This is a genomic window from Pseudomonas sp. L5B5 (genome assembly GCF_020520285.1).
GTDB lineage: Bacteria > Pseudomonadota > Gammaproteobacteria > Pseudomonadales > Pseudomonadaceae > Aquipseudomonas.
In genome coordinates this window covers 4,099,532-4,126,101 of sequence record NZ_CP084742.1, presented here as the reverse complement: position 1 = coordinate 4,126,101, position 26,570 = coordinate 4,099,532, and the positions used below count along the sequence as shown (strand labels likewise).

General features: G+C 63.9%; 24 protein-coding genes. 13 read left to right on the top strand and 11 right to left on the bottom strand.

Translation table 11 applies throughout. The features are described from left to right. Nucleotides 1–92 precede the first annotated feature (92 nt). From LGQ10_RS18700 to LGQ10_RS18670, 7 genes are all read left to right on the top strand, one after another. Nucleotides 93–383 carry a c-type cytochrome gene (locus tag LGQ10_RS18700; protein ID WP_025132045.1) on the top strand — a complete coding sequence of 97 codons (291 nt, stop codon included), beginning with the start codon at nt 93–95 and terminating at the stop codon, nt 381–383. Nucleotides 384–428: 45 nt separating this feature from the next. Then, nucleotides 429–1,034, top strand: a complete 606-nt coding sequence (locus LGQ10_RS18695; protein ID WP_058433580.1) for a c-type cytochrome — start codon at nt 429–431, stop codon at nt 1,032–1,034. A gap of 196 nt (nt 1,035–1,230) precedes the next feature. Continuing rightward, complete coding sequence (locus LGQ10_RS18690) at nt 1,231–1,860, top strand: thiol:disulfide interchange protein DsbA/DsbL (protein WP_226522850.1); 630 nt, start codon at nt 1,231–1,233, stop codon at nt 1,858–1,860. An 11-nt stretch (nt 1,861–1,871) separates the two neighbouring features. Next, nucleotides 1,872–2,750: an endonuclease/exonuclease/phosphatase family protein gene (locus tag LGQ10_RS18685; RefSeq protein ID WP_058436933.1), complete on the top strand. Its 879-nt coding sequence runs from the start codon at nt 1,872–1,874 to the stop codon at nt 2,748–2,750. After that, a complete protein-coding gene (locus LGQ10_RS18680; protein WP_226522849.1) occupies nt 2,747–4,948 on the top strand; it encodes a diguanylate cyclase in 2,202 nt (733 codons plus the stop codon). Before LGQ10_RS18685 ends, LGQ10_RS18680 begins: the two co-directional genes overlap by 4 nt. A gap of 102 nt (nt 4,949–5,050) precedes the next feature. Continuing rightward, a complete protein-coding gene (locus tag LGQ10_RS18675) occupies nt 5,051–5,833 on the top strand; it encodes an N-acetylmuramoyl-L-alanine amidase (RefSeq protein WP_226522848.1) in 783 nt (260 codons plus the stop codon). Nucleotides 5,834–5,909: 76 nt separating this feature from the next. After that, nucleotides 5,910–7,529 carry an EAL domain-containing protein gene (locus LGQ10_RS18670; protein ID WP_058437882.1) on the top strand — a complete coding sequence of 540 codons (1,620 nt, stop codon included), beginning with the start codon at nt 5,910–5,912 and terminating at the stop codon, nt 7,527–7,529. Here LGQ10_RS18670 and LGQ10_RS18665 read toward each other — a convergent pair. Together LGQ10_RS18665 and algB are read right to left on the bottom strand one after the other, a co-directional pair. After that, nucleotides 7,526–9,304, bottom strand: coding sequence for a KinB sensor domain-containing domain (locus tag LGQ10_RS18665; RefSeq protein ID WP_226522847.1), 1,779 nt, complete (start codon nt 9,302–9,304; stop codon nt 7,526–7,528). The two genes, LGQ10_RS18670 and LGQ10_RS18665, sit on opposite strands and share 4 nt — an antisense overlap. Nucleotides 9,305–9,314: 10 nt before the next feature. Next, complete coding sequence (algB, locus tag LGQ10_RS18660) at nt 9,315–10,661, bottom strand: sigma-54-dependent response regulator transcription factor AlgB (protein WP_226522846.1); 1,347 nt, start codon at nt 10,659–10,661, stop codon at nt 9,315–9,317. Between the two features lie 432 nt (nt 10,662–11,093). Between algB and LGQ10_RS18655 the strand changes: the two genes are divergently transcribed. The 5 genes from LGQ10_RS18655 to LGQ10_RS18635 all read left to right on the top strand — a co-directional run bounded on the left by LGQ10_RS18655 (nt 11,094) and on the right by LGQ10_RS18635 (nt 15,496). Further along, the gene (locus LGQ10_RS18655) at nt 11,094–11,378 is read left to right on the top strand and encodes a hypothetical protein (RefSeq protein WP_226522845.1); all 285 of its coding nucleotides are present in this window, start codon (nt 11,094–11,096) and stop codon (nt 11,376–11,378) included. A 96-nt stretch (nt 11,379–11,474) separates the two neighbouring features. Next, nucleotides 11,475–11,639, top strand: coding sequence for a DUF1328 domain-containing protein (locus LGQ10_RS18650; protein ID WP_003170804.1), 165 nt, complete (start codon nt 11,475–11,477; stop codon nt 11,637–11,639). A gap of 2 nt (nt 11,640–11,641) precedes the next feature. Continuing rightward, nucleotides 11,642–12,106, top strand: coding sequence for an inhibitor of vertebrate lysozyme family protein (locus tag LGQ10_RS18645; RefSeq protein WP_058436595.1), 465 nt, complete (start codon nt 11,642–11,644; stop codon nt 12,104–12,106). Nucleotides 12,107–12,834: 728 nt separating this feature from the next. Then, nucleotides 12,835–14,166 (top strand): glutamate/aspartate:proton symporter GltP, encoded by a 1,332-nt coding sequence (gene gltP / locus LGQ10_RS18640; RefSeq protein WP_226522844.1) that lies wholly within the window; start codon nt 12,835–12,837, stop codon nt 14,164–14,166. A gap of 100 nt (nt 14,167–14,266) precedes the next feature. After that, on the top strand, nt 14,267–15,496 hold the full coding sequence (locus LGQ10_RS18635) for a nucleoside recognition domain-containing protein (RefSeq protein ID WP_226522843.1): 1,230 nt from the start codon (nt 14,267–14,269) through the stop codon (nt 15,494–15,496). Between the two features lie 30 nt (nt 15,497–15,526). Here LGQ10_RS18635 and LGQ10_RS18630 read toward each other — a convergent pair whose 3' ends face one another. The 9 genes from LGQ10_RS18630 to LGQ10_RS18590 form a co-directional block, all read right to left on the bottom strand. Next, nucleotides 15,527–16,147: an ABC-type transport auxiliary lipoprotein family protein gene (locus LGQ10_RS18630; protein ID WP_058436785.1), complete on the bottom strand. Its 621-nt coding sequence runs from the start codon at nt 16,145–16,147 to the stop codon at nt 15,527–15,529. After that, on the bottom strand, nt 16,144–17,082 hold the full coding sequence (locus tag LGQ10_RS18625) for an MlaD family protein (protein ID WP_058436784.1): 939 nt from the start codon (nt 17,080–17,082) through the stop codon (nt 16,144–16,146). The genes LGQ10_RS18630 and LGQ10_RS18625 overlap by 4 nt, the downstream gene beginning before the upstream one ends. Nucleotide 17,083: 1 nt before the next feature. Then, nucleotides 17,084–17,887, bottom strand: a complete 804-nt coding sequence (locus LGQ10_RS18620) for an ABC transporter ATP-binding protein (protein ID WP_226522842.1) — start codon at nt 17,885–17,887, stop codon at nt 17,084–17,086. Continuing rightward, on the bottom strand, nt 17,884–19,032 hold the full coding sequence (locus LGQ10_RS18615) for an ABC transporter permease (protein WP_226522841.1): 1,149 nt from the start codon (nt 19,030–19,032) through the stop codon (nt 17,884–17,886). Before LGQ10_RS18615 ends, LGQ10_RS18620 begins: the two co-directional genes overlap by 4 nt. Before the next feature lie 54 nt (nt 19,033–19,086). Then, the gene (locus tag LGQ10_RS18610; protein ID WP_058436835.1) at nt 19,087–20,130 is read right to left on the bottom strand and encodes a DUF5924 family protein; all 1,044 of its coding nucleotides are present in this window, start codon (nt 20,128–20,130) and stop codon (nt 19,087–19,089) included. Nucleotides 20,131–20,220: 90 nt separating this feature from the next. Next, nucleotides 20,221–21,603: a M16 family metallopeptidase gene (locus LGQ10_RS18605; protein ID WP_058436836.1), complete on the bottom strand. Its 1,383-nt coding sequence runs from the start codon at nt 21,601–21,603 to the stop codon at nt 20,221–20,223. 58 nt (nt 21,604–21,661) lie between these two features. Then, nucleotides 21,662–23,320: a Na/Pi cotransporter family protein gene (locus LGQ10_RS18600; protein WP_226522840.1), complete on the bottom strand. Its 1,659-nt coding sequence runs from the start codon at nt 23,318–23,320 to the stop codon at nt 21,662–21,664. 215 nt (nt 23,321–23,535) lie between these two features. Continuing rightward, nucleotides 23,536–24,300, bottom strand: coding sequence for a TerC family protein (locus tag LGQ10_RS18595; protein ID WP_226522839.1), 765 nt, complete (start codon nt 24,298–24,300; stop codon nt 23,536–23,538). 66 nt (nt 24,301–24,366) lie between these two features. Further along, nucleotides 24,367–25,674, bottom strand: coding sequence for a CitMHS family transporter (locus LGQ10_RS18590; protein ID WP_102881461.1), 1,308 nt, complete (start codon nt 25,672–25,674; stop codon nt 24,367–24,369). A 316-nt stretch (nt 25,675–25,990) separates the two neighbouring features. Between LGQ10_RS18590 and LGQ10_RS18585 the strand changes: the two genes are divergently transcribed. Further along, nucleotides 25,991–26,392, top strand: coding sequence for a GFA family protein (locus LGQ10_RS18585; protein WP_226522838.1), 402 nt, complete (start codon nt 25,991–25,993; stop codon nt 26,390–26,392). Nucleotides 26,393–26,570 lie beyond the last annotated feature (178 nt).

The following is a 26,570-nucleotide window of genomic DNA, read 5'->3' as shown; positions in this document are numbered from 1 at the left end:
TTTGTCCCAGCGTAGGATGAAGCTCACGAGAGCGATAAACCTTGGATGCGCATTAGAACGCAGCACGCTCTCAACCCTGAAAAGGTCGTTTTATGACGAAATGGCTGCTAGCTGCCGGCGTCCTGATGCCGCTTTACAGCGCTCAGGCTACACAGGATCCGGAAGCTGTGTACAACCGTGTTTGTGGGGCTTGTCATTCCGGCCAACTACCCACGGCGCCCCGCAAGGGCGACCAGGAAGCTTGGGCGCCGAGGTTGGCGCAAGGTATGGAGACGCTGGTGCAACACGTGACCCAGGGTTTCAAGGCGATGCCGCCGCGTGGTTTGTGCATGGACTGCAGTGCCGAGGATTACCGAGTCATCATCCACTGGATGAGCGAGTGATCCCGGTCCATAACTCTTAACCCTTAGCCGTAGTTGGATTAGCTGATGAACAAATTACTCGTGAGTCTGCTGTTGACCCTGGGCATCACTGGTGTTGCCCATGCCGCAGGCGACGCTGCTGCCGGTCAGGCGAAAGCCGCAGTCTGTGGCGCTTGCCACGGCCCTGATGGGAACAGCATGGCGCCAAACTTTCCCAAGCTGGCGGGTCAGGGGGAAAAGTACCTGGACAAGCAGTTGCACGATATCAAGTCCGGCAAGCGTCAAGTGCTGGAAATGACCGGCTTGCTGACCAACCTGAGTGATCAGGACCTGGCCGACATCGCGGCCTATTTCGCCAGCCAGAAAGGCAGTGTCGGTGCCGCCGATCCCAAGGTCGTGGCCCGTGGCGAAGAGCTGTTCCGCGGCGGCAAGCTGGACCAGGGCATGCCAGCCTGCACCGGTTGCCACTCGCCGAACGGTGCGGGTAACGCTGCAGCCGGCTTCCCTCACCTGAGTGGCCAGCACGCTCAGTACGTGGCCAAGCAGCTGACCGATTTCCGCGAAGGTGCCCGTACCAACGACGGCGACACCATGGTCATGCGCAGCATCGCCGGCAAACTGAGCAACAAGGATATCGAAGCGGTATCCAGCTATATTCAGGGCCTGCACTGAGGCCGCTTCGATCAGTTGCTGGCCGATGCGCAGCCAAGGCCACGTTAATGATCGATTAATCTGACGGTGCAAGCATAAAGGGTGGCTCAGGCCGCCCTTTTTTATGGCGCCAGCCGCTACACTAGCGAACTCAAGCCTGCCATGACCTGTCTGAATTCAGGTCGCGCGAGGCGCCTAAATTGTCCAGGAGTAAAGCATGCGTAATCTGATTCTCAGCGCCGCTCTCGTTACCGCCAGCCTGTTTGGCGCGACCGCTCAAGCCGCCGAGCCGCTTGAGGCCGGCAAACAGTATGTGGAGTTGAGCAGCGCCGTTCCGGTTGCGGTGCCTGGCAAGATCGAAGTAGTGGAGCTGTTCTGGTACGGCTGCCCGCATTGCTATGCCTTCGAGCCCACCATCAATCCATGGGCCGAGAAGCTCCCGGCCGACGTCAACTTCGTTCGTATCCCTGCCATGTTCGGCGGTATCTGGAATGTTCACGGCCAGCTGTTCATCACCCTGGAAGCCATGGGTGTCGAGCACAAGGTGCACAAGGCCGTTTTCGAAGCCATCCACAGCGGCAAGAAGCTCGCCACACCTGAAGAAATGGCCGAGTTCCTGGTTGGCGAAGGCGTCGACAAGGACAAGTTCCTGAGCACCTACAATTCCTTCGCCGTGAAGGGCAAGGTCGAGGATGCCAAGAAGAAGGCCCAGGCCTACCAGATCACCGGCGTACCGACCATGGTGGTCAATGGCAAATACCGCTTCGACCTGGGCACTTCTGGTGGTCCTGAGGGCGCACTGAATGTCGCCGATCAGCTGATCGCCAAAGAGCGCGCAGCCAAGTAAGCGCTGCCGCCATGCTGCGCTGGGGCTCGGAACGCATCGTTGGCCTGCATGATCCGCAGGTCAACGAACATCATTTAGCGTCGTCCGGCCTGCCGGCTGACAGCCGTCTGCGCTTGCTCAGTTTCAACATCCAGGTCGGTATCAGCACCGAGCGTTATCGTCACTACCTGACTCGTGGCTGGCAGCACCTGCTGCCCCACACGGGGCGGGCGGACAACCTGCAGAAGATCGGTAGCCTGCTGGGAGACTTCGACCTGGTGGCCCTGCAGGAGGCCGATGGCGGCAGCCTGCGCTCGGGCTATGTCAATCAAGTGGAACACCTGGCCCAGCTGGGTGCCTTTCCCTACTGGTACCAGCAACTCAACCGCAACCTTGGGCGCCTGGCTCAGCACAGCAATGGCGTGCTCAGTCGCTTGCGCCCCTGGGCCATTGAAGATCATCCGTTGCCAGGTCCGAAAGGGCGTGGCGCGATCCTGCTGCGGTTCGGCGAAGGCCCGGATGCGCTGGTGGTGGTGATGATGCACCTGGCGCTCGGTGCCCGGGCGCGAACCCGGCAACTGGCGTACATTCGCGAGTTGATTGGCGGTTACAAGCACCAGGTCCTGATGGGCGACATGAACACCCATGCCAGCGACCTGCTGGAGCATTCTCCCTTGCGTGACCTCAGCCTGCTGGCGCCGCAACTGCAGGCGACCTTCCCCAGCTGGCGTCCGCAACGCTGCCTGGACCACATCCTGCTCAGCCCCAGCCTGACCCTGGAGCGTGTCGAGGTCCTGGCTCAACCCATATCCGATCACCTGCCGGTCGCGGTAGAGATTCGTCTGCCGGGTTCGCTCACGGCCGATGCATTGCCCGCGTTGAGTCCTGCCCCTCGCGGAACCGATGAATGAGCGACGACGCCCAGCGCTGGAAAGAGAAGTACCTCAAGAGCATCGAACAGCAGGACAAGCTAGAGCGCCGCTGGGCTGCCCGGCTTGACCTGCTGCGCCGCGGCCTGGTGCGCAGCACCCTGGCGGCGGAAGGGACGGATCGTGCAGTCGACCAATGCATGAAGGAAATGCGCGAGGTCGTGCGGGCCGACGATATGGACGCCGGGCTGGCTGCCCTGTTGCCCCGACTGGAAAAGGCCGTGCTGGATTCCGAGCAGCGCCGGGAAACCCGCATCGACCAGATGAGCAGCGCCCTGACGGCGCTGGTCACCCAATTGCAGGCCTTGCCCCTGCCGCGCGAGGTCAGCCGTCCGCTCAAGGTCTTCGCCAAGCAGCTGGATGGCCGGGTCAGCCAGGCGCGGGAGATCCCGCTACTGCTGGGCGAGTTGAGCACCCTGCAAGGCAAGGCCCTGAACCAGTTGGACAGCCCGGTCGAGCCGGAGCGTCCGAGCCTGTTGCAGCGCTTGTTCGGAGCGCGCGATGCCGGCGATGCGACGCCCGTACCCCAGCCCGCACCTGTGCCAGAGGCACCGACACCCGCGTCGGACAGCCAGTCCCGGCCCGAAGAGGCTGCCCACGATACGCTGCACGAGCATGGCCAGGCGCCGGCACGCATAGCACCCGCAGCTCTTGCCAGCCCCCAGGGGCCCGTCGTCTCGCCAGCGGTACAGGAGGCGGCGGATATCCTGCCAGAGCCGTCCTTCGAGCCTGTCGCCACCCAGCCCAAGCCCACGCTTGAACCTGAGCCTGAGCCTGAGCCCGAAGCCGAACCGGTCGCGGCGTCGGTGGTCGCCTTCGTACCGCCGGTCCTGCCCCGGGAGGAAGCCCCCGCCCTTGAGGTCGAGCCTGAGCCCCTGGTCCAGGTTCCGGAACCCGTAGCGGTTCAAGCCATACCTGCATCCCCGGCACCCGAGGCAATGCCTGAGCCGGCAGCCATGCCCCAGGTTGCCGAACCTGGTGCCGGCAACCCCGACGAACTGCTGCCGATTCCCGCCGCCGCACTGCTCGACAGCCTGCCTTTGCCGGCCGTCATGGCCGAGGCCCTGGCGGCCATCGATCCGGAGCAGCCGGAACACGATGTGCTGTATGCATTGCCCGACTCTCCCGAGCCCTCCTATAGCTCGGTGGCCAAGCACATCGAGCACACGCTGCTGGGGCTGCTCGACGACCTGAGCCTGCCGGAGCGGCACCGCCCCCAGGCCGAGGCGATGCGCGACCGTCTGCAACATGGGCTTAACTGGTACGAATTGCTGCCGATCCTCGACGATCTTGCAGTCTTGATGCTGGCCATCACCGATTCCGGCCAGCATGAGTTCGAGGATTACCTCAAGCATCTCAACGAACGCCTCGAAGCCTTCCAGAACAACCTGCAGGCCGCCAGCGACGGCCATGCCGACATCAGTTCGGCGGCACGGGCGATGGACTCGCAGATTCGTGAACAGGTCGATGGCCTGCAAAGCAGCGTCCAGGAAGCGGCGGACCTGGATGATCTCAAGCAGGTGCTGGAAAGCCATCTCGAAGGCTTGCTGGGGACCATGGACCAGCACCAGAAGCAGCGGGACGAGCGCGAGAAAGACATGGCCGTCCGTCTGCAGAGCCTGGCGACACGGGTATCAAGCATGGAACAGGAGGCCCAGGGTTATCGCGAGCACCTGGAGGAACAGCGACAGAAGGCCCTGGTCGACCCGCTCACCGGCCTGCCCAACCGTGCGGCCTGGAGCGAACGCCTGGAGCACGAGGTCGGCCAGTGGCAGCGTCATGGCAACAGCCTGCTGCTGGCGATGCTGGACCTCGATCACTTCAAGCGGATCAACGACAACTATGGGCACCTGGCGGGCGACAAGGTGCTCAAGATCATCGCCAACGTGCTGCGCAAGCGCCTGCGGGGAACTGATTTCATCGCTCGCTTCGGTGGCGAGGAGTTTGTCCTGCTGATGCCCGATACCCCGTGGCCGGTAGGGGCGCGTCTGGTGGAAGCCCTGCGTGCGGCGATCGAGGCCTGCCCGTTCCACTTCAAGGGCGAACCGGTAACCGTCACGGTGTCGATCGGCCTCAGCGCCTTCAAGGCCGGAGATCGCAGCGATCTGGTGATCAAGCGAGCCGATCAGGCGCTGTACCGCGCCAAGGATGCCGGGCGCAACCGGGTCGAGGCCGGTTGAGGCGCTGGTCGCCTGCGCTGCCGCCGATGCAGTTTTGCCCATGAGGTGGGGATCAGTACGTTACACTGTTGCATTAATGTCTCAAGCGTACTGTTCCCTGCCATGAAATTCCTCGTTCTTGCCGTCTCCTTCCTGCTGATGCTTGCCGGCTGCTCCAGCGGCCCGCGCATCGATACCAGCCACCCTTCGGTCAACTATGACCAGCGTGCGCAGTTCATCATTGTCCACTACACCTCGGCCTCCCTGGAGCGCTCGCTGGCCTTGCTGACCCATGGTCAGGTCAGCAGCCACTACCTGATCGGCGACGACAAGTCCGCCACGATCTACAAGTTGGTGGACGAGCAGTACCGCGCCTGGCACGCCGGCGACAGCCAGTGGCAGGGCCGGACGTGGCTCAACTCCAGCTCCATTGGCATCGAGATCGTCAATCCGGGCTTTCGCGATGGCCCTGGCGGACGCCTGTGGTATCCCTACAGCGAGGCGCAGATCCAGAACCTGATCGTGCTGCTCAAGGACATCAGCAAGCGCAACAACATCTCCCCGCGCCACATCATCGGCCACAGCGACATTGCGCCCATGCGCAAGCTCGACCCGGGCCCGTTGTTCCCCTGGAAGCGCCTGGCCGAGGCAGGCCTGGGCCTGTGGCCCAATGCCCAGGCCGTGGCGCGCCAGCAAGCGTTCTATGCGGCAAGCCTGCCGAGCATCAGCTGGTTCCAGCAGCAGCTGGCGCGCCTGGGTTACGCCACCCCGCAGACCGGCGAACTGGACGTGGCGACCCGCAATGTCCTGGCGGCCTTTCAGATGCACTACCGGCCGGGACGTTTCGACGGCACGCCGGACGCCGAGAGCGCGGCGATCCTGCAGGTGCTCAACCAGACAAAATAATGACGCCGCCGGACGGTGGAGGCCGATTGTCCAATCAGTTGCTATAACTCATTGGTAATCCTTCGGATCTTCCCTGATGCCGGCCGCTCGCGAGACCACGCGCACCTGGTTCTATCGCCCCTGGCTGCTGGCGACGCTGGCGGTTGCCCTGAGCGCGGCAGTGCTGATTCTAGGCAGTGCCGCTGTGGCCATGTACGAAGTCCAGCAGCGCGAAAGCGAGCAGATGAATGCCCAGGGCCGGCGTTTCCTGGAGCGCCTGGAGCAACTCTTCAGGCAACTGCGCGAAGGCCTGGATACCCTGGAGGCCCAGCCACTGCGAGAGTGCAGCGCGGACATGGTCGCCGTGCTGCAGCAGGTCAGCTTCAACTACCGCTTCATCTATGAGGCGGCCTACATGGATGCCGACCAGGCCTGCTCCAACTGGCCCCGGCAGAACCTTGCGCCCTCCTCCAGGCCGGCGGACATCCTTGGGCCGACCTACAGCTACTGGCTGAACACCTCGACCCAACCCAACGAGAACCTGGCGGCGCTGATGCTGGGCCGGGGCAATTTCCGGGTCGCCACGTCCCGCGGGCACCTGACCGACGTGGTCGACCTGCCCCCCGGTGGCAGCCTGATGGTGGTGGTCGACCAGGGGCGCAGGGCCATTCCGGTGCTGGGCCCGGCCCGCCCCTGGCCGCCGACGCAACCCTGGCAGAACGACCCTGGCCGACCGTTGCAGGTGACCCGCGAGCTGCTGGTCTATCGCATGCCGACCCAGAATCCCGAGTACCAGCTGGTGCTGATGACTCCTCGTGCCAGCTTGCAGGCTGAGATGCTCGAAGGCTGGTGGTGGCTGCTGCCAGCCAGCCTGCTGCTGGCGTTGTTCATCGGTGCCCTGGTGTACCAGCTGGTACGCCAACGCCAGTCCCTGGGGGCCGAGCTGCAAGGGGCCTTGCGCCGAGGCGAGCTGCAGGTGTTGTACCAGCCGATCTTCGAGCTGAGCAGCCGGGCCTGCGTTGGGGCCGAAGCGTTGCTGCGCTGGCGCCGCCCGGATGGCACCCTGACCAGCCCGGACCTGTTCATTCCGCTGGCGGAAAACACCGGGCAAATCCGCCAGATCACCGATTTCGTCCTGCAACGCCTGCTGGAGCAACTGGGGCATGTGCTGCGGGCCAATCCGCAGCTGTATATCTCGGTCAACCTGGCCGCCTGCGACGTCATGGTGCCACGCATCGGCCGAGTCATGGCCCGGCTCCTGGCGCTGCATCGGGTCGCGGCGCGACAGATCGCCTTCGAGGTGACCGAGCGTGGCTTGATCGATGTGGTGGTGGCGCGCAACAACCTGCAGGCCCTGCGGGATGTCGGGCATCAAGTGCTGATCGACGACTTCGGCACGGGTTACTGCAGCCTGGCCTATCTGCAGAGCCTGCCGGTGGACTGCCTGAAGATCGACAAGGCGTTCATCGACGCCCTGGGGCACGACGCGGCCAGCAGCGGTGTGGCGCCGCACATCATCCGCATGGCCCACGCCCTGAAGCTCAAGGTGATCGCCGAGGGTATCGAATGCGAGGACCAGGCCGTGCTGCTGAGCAGCGAAGGCGTGAGCTTTGGCCAGGGCTGGCTGTTCGCCCAGGCCCTGAGCGCGGTGCAGTTCACCGAGTTGCTCACCCGAGGTCGGCGCCTGGTGGTCCGGCGTCTGGACGATGAAGCCTAGAGCGGCAGTGCCAGGTAGAACTGGGTGCCCTGTCCCGGCCTTGAGTACACGCCCATGCGTCCGCCATGGAGCTGGACGATCTCCTTGCACAGCGCCAGCCCCAGGCCGGCGCCGCCTTTCTTGCGTCCCACCTGGACGAAAGGTTCGAAGATCCGTCCCTGCTGGCCATAGGCGATGCCCTCGCCGTTGTCCTCGACACTGACGATCACTCGTTCGCCATGACGCCGGGCTTGCAAGCGGATCTGGCCGCCGCGGGCGGTGTGGCGCAGGGCATTGTCCACCAGGTTGTCCAGCACTCGCTCCAGCTGCGGGCGATCGGCATGCAGGCGCGGCAGTGGTGCCTGGATCTCCAGCAGCAGCGAGATGCCCTGTTGCTGCGCCTGTTCGATGAAGCGCCCTTGGGTCTGTTCCAGCAACTGGTCGAGGGAGCAAGGGGCGAGCGTCAGCTTCTGCAAGCCGTTCTGGTAGCGGGAAAAGTTCAGCAGGTCGTTGATCAGTTGCATCAAGCGCTGCATTTCTTCGTTGACGGTGTTGAGCAGGTCGGTTTCCCGGGACTCCTCGGCAAAATGCAGGCGCTCCTGGAGCAGGCCGAAGGCCATGTGCATGCCGGTGACCGGGGTGCGCAGCTCGTGGGAGGCGCGCAGCACGAACTCGCTGCGCACGCGTTCGAATGCCCGCTGCTCGGTGACGTCGTGCAGCACCATCACCGCCCCGAGGATATGCCCCTGGGTGTGGCACACCGGGGTCAGGCTGTAGGTCAGCAGGCGCGATTCGCCATCAACCTCGATGTCCAGATCCTCGGGTGCCCGCTCCAGGTTGCCACCGCGCAACACCAGTTGCAGTTGCTCGTCCAGCTCCGGGCGTTGCAGGGCGCTGCCCAGGCCCTGTCCCAGGCGTTCCTGGTCCCAGCCGAGCTGGCGTTGGGCGACCGGATTGAGGTGTTCCAGGCATCCCTGGCGATCGATCATCAGGAGCCCGTCATCGATGCTGTCGAGCACTGCCTGCAGTCGCTGCTGCCCGGCCAGCAGCTCATCGACATTGGTTGCCTGATGCTGGCGCAGGACTTCGGCCATGATGCCGAAACGGCGGGTCAGCAGGTTCATTTCCGCCGGACCCGAAATCGGCAGGGTGACGTCGAAGTTGCCCTGGCTGATCTTGTCCGCCGCCTTGGCCAGGGCTTCGATCGGGCCGCCAAAGCGTCGAGCGATGGAATGGGCGGTAATGAAGCCGATGATCAGCACCGCCAGGCCCACGAGGCCCAGCAGGCCGGCCACCAGCAAGGCCCGGCCACGGGTCTGGTGTTCCACTTCGCTGATGTTGTCCAGGGCTCGCTTGTGTTCGTTGATCAGGCCGCCGCGCAAGGTGTTGAAACGCTCGGTCAGCTCATTGTTGTTGCTCAGGCTGGAGTTGCTGCGCTCGAAGGCCTGGAAGAAGCTCAGGTAGTCGTTGCGGGCTTGCTGGAAGCCGTTTTGCCGCCCTTGCTGCTGTTCTTGGGCGATGCCCTGGTCCAGCAGCTCCAGATAACGCTGGCGGGAGGTTTCCAGGGCGACCGGGTCGGGCTTGTTGCTCAGCATGAGGATCAACTGGTCACCCAGGGTCTGGCGCAGCTTTAGCCCCAGGTCCAGGGTGATGAAGTTGTTGCGGATCAGTGATTCCTGGGTGCTGGCCATCTGCATCACGCTGACCAGCCCCAGCACCAGGCCCAGCAGCGCCACCGTGATCAAGGCGGAGATACTGAGAAACAGCCGGGTCCGCAGTTTAATCGCTAGCTTCATGAGGGCCTGTTCACAGGTTGTACTGCTTGCGCTTGCGGTACAGGGTCGATGCGTCGATGCCCAGGGTCCTGGCGGCCTGGTCCAGGGTGTCGCTGGTGGCCAGCACCGCGCCGATATGGGCCTTTTCCAGTTCGTCCAGGCTCAGGGCGGCACCGATCCGTGGGGCATTGTTGGTGGGTTGCTCGGCCATGCCCAGGTGGCTGATTTCCACTCGCTCCTGGGGGCAGATGATGCTCGCCCGTTCCACCACGTTGCGCAGCTCGCGGATATTGCCCGGCCAGCGGTAGTTCAGCATTGCGTCGCGGGCTTCGTCGCTGAAGCCTCGCGCTGGCCGCGCATACTCCTTGACGAAGCGCGCGAGGAACCGGTCGGCCAGGGTCAGGATGTCCTCGCTGCGTTCGCGCAGCGGTGGCAGGTGCAAGGTGATGACGTTCAGCCGGTACAGCAGGTCCTCGCGAAAGCGCCCGTCGCGCACCATGTCTTCCAGGTTGAGGTTGGTGGCGGCGAGGATGCGCACGTCGGCCCGGCGGGTCACGGGATCGCCGACCCGCTCGTATTCCTTGTCCTGGATGAAGCGCAGCAACTTGGGTTGCAGGGTCAGCGGGAAGTCACCGATTTCGTCGAGGAACAGTGTCCCGCCATCGGCCTGGTTGACCCGGCCTAGGGTGCTCTCGCTGGCCCCGGTGAAGGCGCCGCGGCTGTGGCCGAAGAGTTCGCTTTCCATCAACTCGGCGGTCAACGACGGGCAGTTGATGGTCACACAGGACTTCTTGGCGCGCTTGCTCCAGCCATGAATCGCCCGCGCCAGCTCGCCCTTGCCGGTGCCGGACTCGCCGAGGATGAGGATGTTGGCGTCGGTAGTGGCGACCTGGCGAGCGGTTTCCAGCACCACCTTCATGGCCGGGCTGTGGGAGTCCAGGCCGTCGCGGGGCTTGCGCACTTCGCCTTCCAGCGCCTCCAGGCGCGCCGAGAGCTGGCGGACCTCGAGCTGCTTGGCAGTGGCCAGGCGCAGTTGATCAGGGCTACAGGGCTTGACCAGATAGTCGGCGGCGCCGGCCTGGATCGCGTCCACCGCCGTGTCCACGGCGGAGTGGGCCGTGACGATAACCACCCGCATCCAGGGCGCCTGGACTCGCATCTGGGCCAGTACGTCGAGGCCGTTGTCCTCGCCCAGGCGCAGGTCGAGGAAGCACAGGTCGAACACCTGGCGCTGCAACAGGGCATCCGCCTGGGCCGCGCTGTTGGCGGTGGCGACGGTGTATCCCTCGTCTTCCAGGCAGTAACGAAAGGTGCGAAGGATGGCGGACTCGTCGTCCACCAAGAGGATGCGGCCTTGATTCTCCGGCGCTGACTCCATTTTCCCAGGCTCCTTAAATGAACGATCTGATTTAGTCCCGGAAAAATCGGGCAAGTTGCAAGGTTGATTCTGATCGATTCTGCGCCTTGGAGGTTAGATCTCTCCGGGCCAAATGACTAACTAATTGAAATTAATGAATTTTTTAGTCAACAAGAGACGTTGCGCAGATACCGGTCTGTATCAGGCTATTCGCGGATCAGCAAAGTTCCCACCAAAAGTCAGAAAGCATTCGGTCTGGCGCGGGTCGATCGTGCATTTCGCACGGCTCCACACGCGGTCATCGTGCAGGATGCGTCGCGACAGATTTTGATGATGTTTCATAACTAATTGATTTTAAAGGTTTTTATAGGTGATAAAAACCTGGCATGCAGTCTGCAATGTCCTCTCCATATCGCATAACAACATCACCACTGCCGTGGGAGGTATTCCAGGATGAATCGCCAACGTCTCGCCCAATTGCGCATTGCGCCACTGCACCTGCAGCAAGGCCTGTTTGCCAGCCTTGCGTTGCTGGTCACCCTGATCGCGGGGCAGCAGTTCCAGCGCTGGCAAGACACCCAGGCGCCCGCTCCTCGCATGGCGGTCCAGCACCTGACCCAGACCCATTTCACTCCGGTGAGCAGTTCGCTCACCGGCTCATCACCCGTACAACTGATGACCGTCGACCAGGCGCAACCGGTGCTTGAGTCGCCACGCCAGGAACGCTGGGTGTTCTAGGCATCCCGTCCAGAGCACCACGGTCGGGTCTGCCCCCGCTGACCCGGCTGGCCATGCAGGCAGCATTTCCAATAGAGAAGAGTAAGGAGAATCATCATGCTGAGTTGGGCAATCACATTCCTGATCATCGCCATCGTCGCTGCCGTCCTGGGCTTCGGTGGTATCGCGGGCACGGCCACCGGGATCGCCAAGATTCTCTTCGTAGTGTTCCTGGTGATGTTCATCGCATCGTTCTTCTTTGGCCGTCGCGGCCGGGGCTGACCATGGGATTCTCCTACAAGACCCTGGCCGTCGCGCTGCTGTTGGGCGCCAGTACCCTGGCGTCCGCGGCCAACGATGGCCAGGCACGTGCCAACCAGTTGCTCAATTCGGACCCGCAGTTCCGAGAGACCTGGCAGGACGTCGTGCATAAGGAAGAACGCTTGCCCGAATGGGTGATGAACCTGTCCGGCGATGCCGAGCAAATGAATGCAGTAGAGGAGGATGGCGACAAGTACCTGGTCGGCCCCTTGTGCGAAACCGCCCAGACTTGCCGCAGCCAGCGCCTGATCGTGGCTTTCGGTTTCGACAAGAAGCATGCCTATGGATTGCTTGTCGAAGTGCCGGCTGGACTGCCCGCCGACAAATCTCCTACCCGGCATGCCAACTACCGTTTCCTCGGCAAGCCCGAGCCAGGTATGCAGGAATTGCTCAAGGAGCAACTGAGGAAGGACCCGAACTGGTACTGAGTTCGAGTCACCCGAATAGACGAAAGGGCTAGAGGCGCTTTCGGCTGTTGCACGACCCGAGGAGGGCACGTGCATGACCAGGGGGCCGGGATGTTCTGATCGACACGTGATCGGAGTGACCTAGGGGTACAGGGAGTGCCTCCGCAAGGGCCGGGTCAGGAAAAAAGCGACGGCGCAAGCTCCCGGGTCTACATCGGCCTGACGAGCTTGCGGCGTGCTTGGACGACACGAAACCGATTCCAGAGCCCTTGGCATCAAATCCTGCGCTAGTAGCTGAAAAATCTTCCTTTGACGTCGGTCAAACGTTTCCTGGTGTTTCTCTGCGACCGTATATCGAGAAACTTTGGGGAAAGTCCAGAGCGTTCCAAGGCACCCGAATCAGAACATTCCGAACTGTTTTCAGACCTTTTCCTGACCCTTCCGACAAGCCTGCACGCCGCCTGAAATGGCCGTTTCACGGTATTCTGGCCTGCCGAAATGTCGTATTCGAACCGGTTGGGACGCTCGTTTTGTTTCGAAAAACTCATGCCGATTCGGCATAGGGTAGGCGTTTACGGCATTAGACGCGCCTCCCTTGCATCGGAATAGTTGCGCCTTTTTTCGCCCGCAGAGAGCCGTAATTGCTCGCTCGGGATGACCTTATACGGGGGCCGATGCACAGACTTTTCCGCCATTGAGCGTTGCAGTTCGCGCATCAGCCCGAGTCCAACTGAAGTAAGGGTAATGATATGAAGAAGGCCAAATTAAGCCTCGCCTGGCAGATCCTCATCGGTCTGGTCCTGGGTATTGCGATCGGCGCACTGCTCAACCATTTCAGTGCTGAAAAAGCCTGGTGGATCAGCAACGTCCTGCAACCTGCGGGCGATATCTTTATCCGCTTGATCAAGATGATCGTCATCCCGATCGTCATTTCCTCGCTGGTGGTCGGCATCGCCGGAGTCGGCGACGCCAAGAAGCTGGGCCGCATCGGCCTCAAGACCATCATCTATTTCGAAATCGTCACCACCATCGCCATCGTCGTCGGCCTGCTGCTGGCCAACCTGTTCCATCCGGGCGCAGGCATCGACATGAGCACCCTGGGCACCGTGGACATCTCCAAGTACCAGGCCACCGCGGCCGAGGTACAGCATGAACACGCGTTCATCGAGACCATCCTCAACCTGATTCCATCGAACATCTTCGCGGCCATGGCCCGTGGCGAGATGCTGCCGATCATCTTCTTCTCGGTGCTGTTCGGCCTGGGCCTGTCGAGCCTGCAGGCCGACCTGCGCGAGCCGTTGGTGAAGATGTTCCAGGGCGTTTCGGAAACCATGTTCAAGGTCACCCACATGATCATGAACTACGCCCCTATCGGTGTGTTCGCGCTGATCGCGGTGACCGTCGCCAACTTCGGTTTCGCCTCGCTGCTGCCGCTGGCCAAGCTGGTGATCCTGGTCTACTTGGCCATCGCCTTCTTCGCCTTCGTTGTCCTGGGCCTGATCGCCCGCCTGTTCGGCTTCTCGGTGATCAAGCTGATGCGCATCTTCAAGGATGAGCTGGTCCTGGCCTACTCCACCGCCAGCTCGGAAACCGTGCTGCCGCGGGTGATCGAGAAGATGGAAGCCTACGGCGCGCCGAAGGCCATCTGCAGCTTCGTGGTGCCGACCGGCTACTCCTTCAACCTCGACGGTTCGACCCTGTACCAGAGCATCGCGGCGATCTTCATCGCCCAGCTGTACGGCATCGACCTGTCCATCAGCCAGCAACTGCTGCTGGTCCTGACCCTGATGGTCACCTCCAAGGGTATCGCCGGGGTTCCGGGCGTGTCCTTCGTGGTCCTGCTGGCCACCCTGGGCAGCGTGGGCATCCCGCTGGAAGGCCTGGCCTTCATCGCAGGCGTCGACCGCGTGATGGACATGGCGCGTACCGCCCTGAACGTGATCGGCAACGCCCTGGCGGTGCTGGTGATCGCCCGTTGGGAAGGCATGTACGACGATGCCAAGGGCCAGCGCTACTGGAATTCCCTGCCGCACTGGCGCAGCAAGGAAAAGCTGCCGGCCGGTGAAATCACCAAAGGCTGAAGCCCCAGGCGTGTGAATTGAACAAACCCCGGTTGAACCGGGGTTTGTCGTTTCTGCGGCCCCCGCTATCATTCGCCGCATCTTCCGAGGGATATGACCGATGCTCAATGGCCTGTGGCTTGGCTTCTTTATCGTGGCAACCGTTTCCGCCCTGGCGCAGTGGCTGGTGGGGGGCAACGCCGGGATCTTCGCTGCCATGGTGGAAAGCATCTTTGCCATGGCCAAGCTGTCGGTCGAGGTGATGGTGCTGCTGTTCGGCACCCTGACCCTGTGGCTGGGCTTCCTGCGCATCGCCGAGAAGGCCGGTATCGTCGAGTGGCTGGCCAAGGCGCTCGGGCCGCTGTTCAAGCGCTTGATGCCGGAAGTGCCGCCGGGGCATCCGGCCCTGGGCCTGATCACGCTGAACTTCGCGGCCAACGGCCTGGGCCTGGACAACGCCGCCACGCCCATCGGCCTCAAGGCCATGCGCGCCCTGCAAGAGCTCAACCCCAGCGCCACCACCGCGAGCAACGCGCAGATCCTGTTCCTGGTGCTCAACGCCTCATCCCTGACCCTGCTGCCGGTCACCATCTTCATGTATCGCGCCCAGCAAGGCGCGGCGGACCCGACCCTGGTGTTCCTGCCGATCCTGCTGGCGACCAGTGCCTCGACCCTGGTGGGCCTGCTGTCGGTGGCGGTGATGCAGCGCCTCAAGCTGTGGGACCCGGTGGTGCTGGCCTACCTGATCCCCGGCGCCCTGGCCCTGGGGGCCTTCATGGCGCTGCTGGCGAGCCTGTCGGCGGCGGCCCTGGCATCGCTGTCGTCGATCCTGGGCAACTTGACGCTGTTCGGCCTGATCATGCTGTTCCTGGTGATCGGTGCGTTGCGCAAGGTCAAGGTCTACGAGGCCTTCGTCGAGGGCGCCAAGGAGGGTTTCGACGTTGCCAAGAGCCTGCTGCCGTACCTGGTGGCCATGCTCTGCGCCATCGGCGTGCTGCGCGCTTCCGGGGCCCTGGACTTTGGCCTCGACGGGATTCGTCATCTGGTGGGATGGGCCGGTTGGGACACGCGCTTCGTCGATGCCCTGCCCACTGCCCTGGTCAAGCCGTTCTCCGGCAGTGCGGCCCGGGCCATGCTGATCGAGACCATGCAGACCCAGGGGGTGGACAGTTTTCCGGCCCTGGTGGCGGCGACTGTCCAGGGCAGCACGGAAACGACCTTCTATGTGCTGGCGGTGTATTTCGGCGCGGTGGGCATCCAGCGGGTGCGCCACGCGGTGGGCTGCGCCCTGCTGGCGGAGTTTGCCGGCGTGGTGGCGGCGATCGCCGTCTGCTACTGGTTCTTTGGCTGACCCTTCGTCAGCCTGCCCACCGCGCGAACTTCAGCGCCTGACGGCCTGGCTGCCCTGCCCCACGGCCCAGTCCACCACCTGACGGGCCAGCACGTCGCCGGCCTGGCCGAACCCGGCCACTACCGCCGGCACCCGGGTCTCGGCCAGCGGCTGGCGCACTTCAAAGCGCCGGCTGGCGAGGATCTTCTGGTCAGCCCCACGGATCAGCCGCGCATCCAGGCGGATCACCACCTGGGCGGCCTTGCCCTGGTACTCGGTCTGGAAGGCCTGCAGATCGCCGCCCAGGGCCAGGTCGGTCTGCAGGTTGCTGTCATCGGTGCTCAGCAGCTGGACCCGGCCGTCGCGCTGGAACCCGTCCAGCAGACGGTTGCGTAACAGGATCGGCGCCGGATCGGTCCAGCGCGAAGCCTTGTAGCTGCTGATCAGGTCACCTTCTGGAATCACCGCGATCCGCGCGCTGTTCAGGGCATCGCTGGCCTGGGGCTTGAGCAATTGCAGGGACCACGGCAGGGCCTTGGCCGCCGTGCTGGCCTGGCCGACCGGCAGGCGGTAGATGTCCAGCGGCTCGCTCTGGGGCAGGATCGTGCAGCCGCCCAGGGCCAGGGCGGCTCCCAGGGCCAGTGGAACAAACAGGCGACAGGCACGCTTCATGGCGTGAACTCCTTGTTCTTCTCGTTGCCCAGCAGGTAACCGCCGGGATTGGCTTCCAGGCGGCGGGTAATGGCCCGCAGGGAGCTCATGGTCTCGCGCAGTTCGCGTACGGCCGGTGCCAGGCCGTTGAGGCCCTGCATGCCGTTGTTCAGTGAGTCCTGATTGTCCGTCAGCAACTGGTTCAGGGTGGCGCTGCTCTGCTCCAGCGAGCGCATGGCCTGCTCGGCGCTGCCGAACATCTGCCGGCCCTGGTCGTTGAGCAAGCCGTTGGCGTTGCGCATCAGTGCGGTGGTCTGCTCGAGCATGGCGCTGGTCTGCTTGGTGATGGTGCCCAGTTGCTGCATCAGCTGGCGCAGGTCATTGCGCTGGTCGGCGATGCTGGCGGTGGTCTTCTGCAGGTTCTCCAGGGTGTTGCTTACCCGGCCCACGTTCTCCGGGGAGAACAGGCGATTGGCGTTGTGCAGCAGCAGGTTGACCCCGGTCATCAGGTCATCGCTGTTGTTCAGCAGCCGGGCGATGGGCGATGGCGACGCGGTGATGGTCGGCAACTGGCCGTTCTTGCCCTTGAGCGGCGGGCTCTGGGGCGTGCCGCCACTGAGCTGGATGATCGAGGTGCCGGTGATGCCGGTCAGCGCCAGCTTGGCCTGGGTGTCTTCCTTGATCGGCGTGTCGCCGCCCAGGCGGATCTGTGCCAGGACCCGGCGCGGGTCCTTGGGGTCCAGGCGCAGGTTGACCACGTCGCCGACCTTGATCCCGCTGTACTGCACCGAGCTGCCCCGGGACAGGCCGCTGACGGCCTCGTTGAAGACGATCTCGTAGTCCTGGAAGGCGCTGTCGACGCTGGACTTGGCCAGCCACAGGCCGAACAGCAAGGCGCCAGCCACCAAGATCACCGTGAACAGGCCGATCAGTACGTGATGGGCTCGGGTTTCCATGTCATCCCTCGTTGGTCTGTGTCGCCGCCTGGTAGGCGGCGCGGCCCCGGGGGCCGTGGAAGTATTCGTGGATCCATGCGTCCGGCGTCTGGGCGACGCTGTCGATGGCATCGGCTACCAGCACCTTCTTCTGTGCCAGCACTGCCACCCGGTCGGTGATGGTGTAGAGGGTATCCAGGTCATGGGTGACCAGGAACACGCTCAGGCCCAGGGCATCGCGCAGGGTCAGGATCAGTTGGTCGAAGGCGGCGGCGCCCACCGGGTCGAGGCCGGCGGTGGGTTCGTCGAGAAACAGGATGTCCGGGTCCAGGGCCAGGGCGCGGGCCAGGGCCGCGCGCTTGATCATGCCGCCGGACAGGGACGCCGGGTACTTGTCTGCCGCCGACAGCGGCAGGCCGGCCAGGGCCAGTTTCACCGCCGCCAGGTGTTCGGCGTCGCTGCGCGACAGGCCGGCATGTTCGATCAGCGGCAGGGCGACGTTCTCGGTCACTGTCAGGGAGGTGAAGAGCGCGCCCTTCTGGAACAGCACGCCAAAGCGCCGCTCCACCAGCGAGCGCTGCTGTTCCGACAGGCTTGGCAGGTCCTGGCCGAATACGCGCACCGAGCCTTCGCTGGGCTGGCGCAGGCCGACGATGCTGCGCAGCAGTACCGACTTGCCGCTGCCGGAGCCGCCGACCACACCGAGGATCTCGCCCTTGTACACATCCAGGTCGAGGTTTTCGTGCACGCTCTGCTGGCCGAAGCGGTTGCATAGCCCACGGACCTCGATCACCGCCTCGGCGGATGGACGCGGCGGGCGGCTCACCAGCCCATCTCCATGAAGAACAGTGCGGCGATGGCGTCAATCACGATCACCACGAAGATCGATTGCACCACTGCAGAAGTGGTGTGCGCGCCCACCGACTCCGAGCTGCCGCTGACCTTGAAGCCTTCCAGGCAGCCGATGGCGGCGATCAGGAAGGCGAACACCGGGGCTTTCACCAGGCCCAGCAGGAAATGTTTCACGCCGATGTCCGAATGCAGCAGTGAGAGGAACATGGCCGGCGAGATATCCAGGGACAGCGCACAGACCACGCCACCGCCGATGATGCCCGAGAGCATCGCCAGGAAGGTCAGCATCGGCAGCGCCACCAGCAAGGCCAGGACCCTGGGCAGGACCAGCAGCTCCATGGGGTCCAGGCCCAGGGTGCGGATCGCGTCGATTTCCTCGTTGGCCTTCATCGAGCCGATCTGCGCGGTGAAGGCGCTGGCGGTACGTCCGGCCATGAGGATTGCGGTCAACAGCACGCCGAACTCACGCAGGAAGGAAAACGCCACCAGGTCCACGGTGAAGATGCTGGCACCGAACCCGGCCAGTACCGTGGCCCCGAGGAACGCCACCACCGCGCCGACCAGGAAGGTCAGCAGGGCGACGATGGGCGCGGCATCCAGGCCGGTCTGCTCGATGTGCGCCACCACCGGCGTGATGCGCCAGCGCCTGGGGTGCAGCAGCCCGCGGGCCAGGGTCTCGAGGATCAGGCCGATGAAACCCAGGACTTTCAGGCTGTCTTGCCAGACGGTGTAGACCGAGCCGCCGATGCGCGAGAGCAATTGCACGCTGACCGGGATCTCCGGCTGCCTGACCGGTACGCAGAAGTCGTTCAGCGAGCTGTAGACGGTCTGCAGCAGTGCGCGGTCGGCCGCGGACAGGGTGCAATCGGGATGTTCGGCGCTGCGGCCCAGGCGCTCGGCGCCCAGCAGTTCCACCAGCAGCGAGGCGCCGGCGGTATCCAGGGCCCCCAGGCCGTTGAGGTCAATATGGGTGTCGCTGTCGTAGCGCCCGGCCAGGGATTGGCCCAGGCGCTTGAGGTCGGCGTAGTGCGCCAGCGTCCAGTCGCCATGGATGCGCAATTGCGCCGGGGATTGGGCAAGGTCCAGTTGAGCGGTGCCGGGCGTCACGCTGGTAGTCATAAGCTCCAAGCTTGTATGGCCATTTTGCAGTGCTACGTAATAGCACGATCGGCATTACTTTGCCTCGCCGGGCTTGGCCGCCTGTTGATCTGGATCGTCGATCTGGAAACGCAGCACGCCGATCACCTGGCCGTCCTCGGTGACCACCCGGACCTGCCACTTGCCGGCAGGGTTGGCCGGGAAGTTCTGCTTGTGGGACCAGGCGCGGTAACCCTCCTTGCGCCCGCCGTGGATGTCCAGGGCGATGCGGTCCACTTCGGTGCCGTTGAACTGCCAGACATGGTAGATGCGCTCGTCCAGGCCTCGCGGGGCGTTGATTGCGGTGTAGGCGTAGAGGCCGTTGCCGCGCACCTGGCTGGCGCCCAGCCGGTCCAGGCTGGCGCCGGGAGTGCGGTCCTGGAGCTGGGTGCTGATGGCGTCCTCGGTCAGCCACAGGGTGGCCGGTGGTACCCAGGAGCGCAGCAGCCAGCCGGTGCCGCCGATGGCCAGGGTGATGCACAGCACCGTCAGGGCATTGCGCACGCTGCGGATCGGCAGGATCGAGGCCAGGCTCGGAAAGGACAGCAACATGGCGGTGCCCAGCGCCAGCTTGAAACTCTGCGCGGTGGTCAGGTGCAGGATCAGCGGCAGCGCCGTCAGCAGGACAGCGAACAGGGTCAGGGTGTGCAGGCCCAGGAACAGCCAGCGGCGCGGGGCAAGCCATTTGTAGTACAGCGGATCGGTGATGGAAATCAGCGCCGCGGCGCCCAGCAATCCGGTGAACACCATCTGGCCGCTGTACCAGCTGGTGGTGATGAAGAAGAACGGCAGGACGAAGAACAGGCTCTCCTGGTGGATCATCTGCGTGGCGTAGCGCAGCAACGGCTGCGGGATCTCGCGCTTGAAGACCTGGGCGAACAGCTGGGTCAGGGTGTTTTCCAGCATCAGCCAGACCCAGCTCACCAGCATGATGATGGCGATCCATGAAGCCAGGCTCTGTTGCCGGTCCACCAGGATGAAGCTGCAGACCCCCGAGATGAAGCCGCCGAGTGCGATGACGCCCGGATAGCGCTTTATCAGTTCCAGCAGGCGCTGTATGTGTCGGTTCCAGTCGGGCATCGGGCGGAGGTCACAGTCATGGCAGGAAAAGCGCGACAGGATAACGTTGGCGGCTGTCCGTGGCGAGGGAGCGCGCTCCCTTGCCAGGGGTCAACCGGCTCGACGGCGTAGCAGGCCGACGCCCACGCCACCCAGGGCGACCAGGGCCAGCAGCCCCCCCACCAGCCAGAGCAGTTGCTCGTCGCTGAGCAGGGGCTTTTCAATCCGCAGGTAACCCGGTTGCTGCAGCAATTGCCGCAGGGCCTGGTTGGCCTGGTCCAGGGTCACACCGCGCAGGGCCTTGGCCGGGTCGCTGAAGCGGCCATCGTCGAAATCGCCCAGGGCACTCCAGTAGTAGTCCGCCAGGGCACTGTTGCCCTGCACCGCCCAGGCCTGGCGATCGATGGCGGCCTGCTTCAGCCGGGCGAAGGTGGCCGGGTCGAGGCCATCCTTGAGCAGATGGGTACGCAATTGCTCCACCACCTGTCGGGCCTCGGGCAGGTCCTCGCGCTCGAGGTCGGCGTTGAGACTGAGAAAGCCGACGCCACCGAAGACTTCTCGATCGCTCCAGGGGCCGTAGGACAGTTCGTGCTTCAGGCGCAGTTGACGGTAGAGGGCCCAGTCCAGGTAGTCCTTGAGCAGGTCGAAGGTCTCGCTGTGCTGCTGCTCCAGCACCGGTTCGGGAAACAGCCAGTGCAACTGGGCGCTCTGCCCTACCCAGCCGCGTATCAGGTAGCGCTCGGCGGCGGCATGGCTGTCGAGCTGGGGCAGCTCTGGGTGCTCGCTGGGCTCTACCGGCTCCAGGCTGCCGTAGGTCCGTTCCAGGTAGGCGGGCAGCAGGCGATCCAGCTCACCCACCACGATCAGGGACATGTTGTTGGGGGCATACCAGTCCTTGCGCACTTGTTCCAGCCGGGCCAGGGTCAGGTGGCCGACTTCGGCTCGCTCGGCACACTTGAGCCCCAGCTCCACTGCCAACTGGTTGCTGGCCTTGTGGCCCAGGTCCTGGCGGTCGAGCCAGCGTTGCAGGTGTGAGTAATGGCCGCCGTCCTCGCGCTCCACTACCCGCTTGGCGCTTTCCAGCGCCTTTTCGTCCAGGCGGGTATGGGTCAGCAGCGACAGCAGCAGATCGAGGACCTTGCGCTGGTTTCGCGCCGGGGCCTCGATGACGAAGGTGGTGTCGGCATTGCTGGTGTAGGCGTTCCATTCGCCGCCCAGGGCTTGCATGCGTTCTTCGAGGCCGCCTTCCCCACTGGCGTCGGTGCCGCTGAACAGCAAGTGTTCGAGCAGGTGGGGCAGTTCCTTGTCGGTACAGGTGAAATCGTCCAGGCCCACGCCGACCACCAGGCGGATTGCCACGTGACCGCGCTCGCTGCCGGGCTTGAGCAGCACCTGAAGGCCGTTGGGCAGGGTGTAGCCTTCGACCTGGAAGCGATCCAGGGCCCAACCTTGTGCACTGCCCAGCAACAGGCAGGCGAATAACAGACAACGCATAACAGGAGCTTCCTTACGACGTGCGTAAGTTGTAGAGACTGCACACGACCCTGGACGTTCAGGGCGAGTGGGTGATGTCGGTCATGTCCTCGACTTCCAGGGCCCCGGTATCGGAAGTCTCCAGCACGACGTAGGCACTGCTGCAGAACAGCGAGTTGAGGCGTTTCATGTCGGCGATCAGCTCCAGGTGCAGGGAGCTGGTCTCGATGCTCTGGACGATCTTGCGCTGCAGACGGCTGACATGGGCATGGGCCAGGCGCCGTTCCTGGGCGCGAAAACGGCGTTTTTCCCGCAGTAGCTGGCGAGCGCTTTCCGGGTCGGCGCTGAGGAACACCGAAAGCCCCAGGCGCAGGTTGGCGATCAGTTGGGCGTGCAGGCCGGCCAGCTCCTCCAGGCCGACCTCGGAAAAGGACCGGCGCTGGGAGGTCTTCTGCTGCTGGACCTTGCGCAGCATGCGCTCGATCAGGTCGCTGGCCAGCTTGAGGTTGATCGCCAGCTCGATGATTTCCGCCCAGCGCCGGCTGTCCTGCTCGCTGAGGTCTTCGCGCGGCATTTGTGCCAGGTACAGCTTGATCGCGCTGTACAGCGCCTCGACATCGTCGCTCAAGGCCCGCAGCTCCTGGGTGATGGCCGTCTGCTTGCCTTGCAGTACGTCGCCCATGGCTTCGAGCATGCTGTCCACCAGGTCGCCGATGCGCAGGGTCTCCCGGGCGGCATTGGCCAGGGCCAGGCTGGGCGTGGAAAGAGCGGTGAGGTCCAGGTGGCGCGGCCGCGCCCGGCCGTTTTCCTGGGGACGTTCGGGCAGCAGCCAGGCGCAGAGCCGGGCCATGGGGCCGACGCTGGGCAGCAGCAACAGGCAGCGGGTGGTGTTGTAGAGCAGGTGGAAGCCGATCACCACTTCCTGGGGGCTGAAGTCCAGGCTGTCCATCCAGTGGGCCAGGGGATCGAGGACCGGGATGATCAGCAGCAGGCCGATCAGCTTGTACAGCAGGCTGCCCAGGGCTACCTGGCGCCCGGCGGCGTTCTGCATGCTGGTGCTGAGGAAGGCCAGCACCCCGCTGCCGATGTTGGCGCCGATCACCAGGCCGATGGCGACCGGCAGGCCGATGACCCCGGCCCCGGCCAGGGTGGCGGTGAGCAGCACTGCCGCCAGGCTGGAATAGGAAACCATGGCGAACACCGCGCCCATCAGCGCATCCAGGAGGATGTCGCCGGTCAGCGAGGCGAACAGCACCTTCACGCCCTGGGCATGGGTGATGGGGGCGGCAGCTTCCACGATCAGCTGCAGGGCCAGGATGATCAGGCCCAGGCCGATGCCGACCCGGCCCAGCTGGCCGGCGCGGGTCTGCTTGCGCGAGAGGAAGAACATCACCCCGATGAAGATCAGCAGCGGCGACAGCCAGGACAGGTCGAAGGTCAGCACCCGTGCCATCAGTGCCGTACCGACGTCGGCACCCAGCATGGTGGCCAGTGCCGGGGTGAGGCTCATCAGGCCCTGGCCGACGAACGAGGTCACCAGCATGGCCGTGGCGTTGCTGCTCTGGACCATGGCGGTCACCAGGATCCCGGCGATGAAGGCCAGCGGGCGGCGACTCATGTTCTGGCCGATCACGTGTCGCAGGTTGGAGCCGTAGACCCGCAGGATCCCGGTACGCACGATGTGCGTGCCCCACACCAGCAGGGCCACGGCGGAAAGCAGATTGAGCAGGGTCAGCATGCACGGCCCCCCTGGGGTGAAGAGCCCCAAGCGGGGCCAGTGGACGTTGCTGCGCGTGGTTTTTGGTTATGTATGTAAGCTTTAGCCGGCTAACGCACAGGGCGCCAGCATCGCATAGCTAATCTGGCGACTGAAACATGACTGTTATGAAAACGTCATGTTTCACGCAAGCAAAAGGGGCCCGAAAGCCCCTTTTTCATTTCAGCGCATTCGGGTTATTGACCGGGAATGTCCTTGCGCAGTTTCACCGGATCCGATTGTTTTTTCTTCGCAAGGTTGGTGCGCAGCTTGATGTTGATGACTTCCACCGCCAGGGAGAAGGCCATGGCGAAGTACACGTAGCCCTTGGGCACATGCACGTCGAAGGCTTCGGCGATCAGCACCGTGCCGACCACCAGCAGGAACGACAGCGCGAGCATCTTCAGCGATGGGTGCTTGTCGATGAATTCGCTGATGGTGCCCGAGGCCAGCATCATCACCAGCACCGCGACGATGATCGCCGCCACCATCACTGGCACGTGGGAGACCATGCCCACTGCGGTAATCACCGAGTCCAGGGAGAATACGATGTCGATGATCGCGATCTGGATGATGGTGTAGATGAACTTGCCGCCCTTGCCCTTGGGCTCGTCGTTGGTCTCATCCTCGCCTTCCAGGGCGTGGTACATCTCCTGGGAGCTCTTCCACAACAGGAACAGGCCACCGAAGAACAGGATCAGGTCGCGCCCGGAGACGCCCTGGCCGAGCACCGTGAACAGGTCGTCGGTCAGGCGCATGACCCAGGTGATCGACAGCAACAGCAGGATCCGCGTGATCATGGCTAGCGCCAGGCCGAAGATCCGGGTGCGGGCCTGCATGTGCTTGGGCATGCGGCTGACCAGGATCGAGATCATGATGATGTTGTCGATGCCCAGGACGATCTCCAGGGCGGTCAAGGTGAAGAAGGCAACCCAGATCTCCGGGTTGGTCAGCCATTCCATGTGTATTCCTTTGAGCGAGTGTTATGGCCCTGTCCGGTGATCGGCCAGGGCGAAGAATCTATGGCCTTATAGAGTGCTGAACAGGGGAAATATTCCCATCAGCAAGGCGGCGAACATTATGCACAGGCAGACCAGCACTGCCCACTTGAGGGTGAAGCGCTGGTGATCGCCGAACTCGATGCCGGCCAGGGCCACCAGCAGGTAAGTCGAGGGTACCAGTGGGCTGAGCAAGTGCACGGGTTGGCCGACGATCGACGCCCGGGCCATTTCCACGGCAGTGATGCCGTAATGGCTGGCGGCTTCGGCCAGCACCGGCAGAACCCCGTAGTAGAAGGCATCGTTGGACATGAAGAAGGTGAACGGCATGCTCACCAGCGCGGTGATGACCGCGAGGTAAGGCCCCAGGGCTTCGGGGATCACCGCCAGCAGGCTCTTGGACATGGCGTCGACCATGCCCGTACCGGACAGGATGCCGGTGAAGATGCCCGCGGCGAAGATCAGCCCGACCACCGCGAGCACGCTGCCAGCGTGGGCCGCGACCCGGTCCTTCTGCTGTTGCAGGCAGGGGTAGTTGACGATCATCGCAATACTGAAGGCCACCATGAACAGCACGGGCAGCGGCAGCAGGCCGGCGATCAGGGCGCACATGAGGGCGAAGGTCAGGGCACCGTTGAACCAGATCAGCTTCGGCCGGCGGGCGTCGGGGTACTGCGACACGCTGATCTCGCTGTGGTCGATCTCGTCGCCCGCCAGGTGCAGTTCACCCAGGCGTGCCCGTTCGCGCTTGCCGTACAGGTAGGCGATCGCCAGGATCGCCACCACGCCGGCGAGCATGGCCGGGATCATCGGCACGAAGATGTCCGACGGGTCCACGTGCAGGGCGCTGGCCGCGCGGGCGGTCGGGCCGCCCCAGGGGGTCATGTTCATTACCCCGCCGGCGAGGATGATCAGGCCGGCCATGATCCGCGGGCTCATGCCGATGCGGCTGTACAGCGGCAGCATGGCGGCCACGCAGATCATGTAGGTGGTGGCGCCGTCACCGTCCAGGGACACCACCAGGGCCAGCACCGCGGTGCCCACCGAGACTTTCAGCGGGTCGCCCTTGACCAGCTTGAGGATCTTGCGCACGGCCGGGTCGAACAGGCCTGAGTCGATCATCAAGGCGAAATACAGAATGGCGAACATCAGCATCACGCCGGTGGGCGCAAGCTTGGTGATGCCTTCGAGCATCATCGGGCCGATCTTCGGCGCGAAACCACCGAACAGGGCGAACAGGATGGGCACGATGATCAGGGCGATCAGCGCCGACAGGCGCTTGGTCATGATCAGGAACATGAAGGTGATGACCATGGCGAAGCCAAGGAAAGTCAGCATGGGAATACTCCAGGCGTAGCGCGGCTAGGGAATGGCGAACCGGGTGGGATCAGCGCAGAACGGCAAGCACGAGGCGTACGGGAGGAGTTGCAGCGAACAGGCGGGTACGAGCGGACATCAGAATCACCATTGTTGTTGTTAATAGGGCCGGGAGCGCGCGAGCGCCCGCTGTGGCCAACCGGTCTGTCGCCGGTAGTGGGGTGATGCTAATGGGGGAAGCTTTCAGCCAGCTTTCGCCGGAGAAAGGAATCAGCGGTTGTGTCATCGCCCGACAAGCGGCCTAAAGTGCAAGGCATGACGACAAAGGAGACGGTAAATGGAGCAGTTGCACAACGGAGGCTGTCACTGCGGGCGGCTGCGTTATCAATTCAGCGGGCCGTTGCGGGACATCGCCCACTGCCACTGTTCGATCTGCCGTCGGGTCAGCGGCGGCCTGGTGACCACCTGGATCACCTTGCCCGCCTTGGCCTTCAGGTGGCTGGCGGGCAGCCCGGCCCGCTATGACTCATCCGCCAGTTGTGCGCGTTATTTCTGTGGCGATTGCGGGGCGCACTTGGCGCTCGTCACCCAACTGAGCCCGGACAGCATCGACGTCACCATCGCCACCCTGGACCATCCGGAGCAGGCCCCGGCGCAGCGGCATATCTGGACCGACAGCCGCCTGCCCTGGCTGCACCTTGACGAAGAACTGCCGCAGGAGTCGCAAGAAACCCTGTAGTCGCAGGCTGCGCAGGGTTCGGTACGAGCCGTCGGGTTCTGCGGGGCTGCGCCCCGTGCGCAGCCTCGCTGGTGCTCGACAGCGGCTACAGATCGACAGGGTTGCTGCTTCGTGTAGCCGCTGCCGCAGGCTGCGCACGAGCGCGCAGCGGTCGCGAGGCGCGCAAGACCGGCAAGCG

Excerpts from the sequence above, each read along its gene's own strand:
- LGQ10_RS18700 (WP_025132045.1), top strand. The coding sequence starts at position 93 with ATGACGAAATGGCTGCTAGCTGCCGGCGTCCTGATGCCGCTTTACAGC.
- LGQ10_RS18695 (WP_058433580.1), top strand. The coding sequence starts at position 429 with ATGAACAAATTACTCGTGAGTCTGCTGTTGACCCTGGGCATCACTGGT.
- LGQ10_RS18690 (WP_226522850.1), top strand. The coding sequence starts at position 1,231 with ATGCGTAATCTGATTCTCAGCGCCGCTCTCGTTACCGCCAGCCTGTTT.
- LGQ10_RS18685 (WP_058436933.1), top strand. The coding sequence starts at position 1,872 with ATGCTGCGCTGGGGCTCGGAACGCATCGTTGGCCTGCATGATCCGCAG.
- LGQ10_RS18680 (WP_226522849.1), top strand. The coding sequence starts at position 2,747 with ATGAGCGACGACGCCCAGCGCTGGAAAGAGAAGTACCTCAAGAGCATC.
- LGQ10_RS18675 (WP_226522848.1), top strand. The coding sequence starts at position 5,051 with ATGAAATTCCTCGTTCTTGCCGTCTCCTTCCTGCTGATGCTTGCCGGC.
- LGQ10_RS18670 (WP_058437882.1), top strand. The coding sequence starts at position 5,910 with ATGCCGGCCGCTCGCGAGACCACGCGCACCTGGTTCTATCGCCCCTGG.
- LGQ10_RS18665 (WP_226522847.1), bottom strand. The coding sequence starts at position 9,304 with ATGAAGCTAGCGATTAAACTGCGGACCCGGCTGTTTCTCAGTATCTCC.
- algB (WP_226522846.1), bottom strand. The coding sequence starts at position 10,661 with ATGGAGTCAGCGCCGGAGAATCAAGGCCGCATCCTCTTGGTGGACGAC.
- LGQ10_RS18655 (WP_226522845.1), top strand. The coding sequence starts at position 11,094 with ATGAATCGCCAACGTCTCGCCCAATTGCGCATTGCGCCACTGCACCTG.
- LGQ10_RS18650 (WP_003170804.1), top strand. The coding sequence starts at position 11,475 with ATGCTGAGTTGGGCAATCACATTCCTGATCATCGCCATCGTCGCTGCC.
- LGQ10_RS18645 (WP_058436595.1), top strand. The coding sequence starts at position 11,642 with ATGGGATTCTCCTACAAGACCCTGGCCGTCGCGCTGCTGTTGGGCGCC.
- gltP (WP_226522844.1), top strand. The coding sequence starts at position 12,835 with ATGAAGAAGGCCAAATTAAGCCTCGCCTGGCAGATCCTCATCGGTCTG.
- LGQ10_RS18635 (WP_226522843.1), top strand. The coding sequence starts at position 14,267 with ATGCTCAATGGCCTGTGGCTTGGCTTCTTTATCGTGGCAACCGTTTCC.
- LGQ10_RS18630 (WP_058436785.1), bottom strand. The coding sequence starts at position 16,147 with ATGAAGCGTGCCTGTCGCCTGTTTGTTCCACTGGCCCTGGGAGCCGCC.
- LGQ10_RS18625 (WP_058436784.1), bottom strand. The coding sequence starts at position 17,082 with ATGGAAACCCGAGCCCATCACGTACTGATCGGCCTGTTCACGGTGATC.
- LGQ10_RS18615 (WP_226522841.1), bottom strand. The coding sequence starts at position 19,032 with ATGACTACCAGCGTGACGCCCGGCACCGCTCAACTGGACCTTGCCCAA.
- LGQ10_RS18610 (WP_058436835.1), bottom strand. The coding sequence starts at position 20,130 with ATGCCCGACTGGAACCGACACATACAGCGCCTGCTGGAACTGATAAAG.
- LGQ10_RS18605 (WP_058436836.1), bottom strand. The coding sequence starts at position 21,603 with ATGCGTTGTCTGTTATTCGCCTGCCTGTTGCTGGGCAGTGCACAAGGT.
- LGQ10_RS18600 (WP_226522840.1), bottom strand. The coding sequence starts at position 23,320 with ATGCTGACCCTGCTCAATCTGCTTTCCGCCGTGGCCCTGCTGGTGTGG.
- LGQ10_RS18595 (WP_226522839.1), bottom strand. The coding sequence starts at position 24,300 with ATGGAATGGCTGACCAACCCGGAGATCTGGGTTGCCTTCTTCACCTTG.
- LGQ10_RS18590 (WP_102881461.1), bottom strand. The coding sequence starts at position 25,674 with ATGCTGACTTTCCTTGGCTTCGCCATGGTCATCACCTTCATGTTCCTG.
- LGQ10_RS18585 (WP_226522838.1), top strand. The coding sequence starts at position 25,991 with ATGGAGCAGTTGCACAACGGAGGCTGTCACTGCGGGCGGCTGCGTTAT.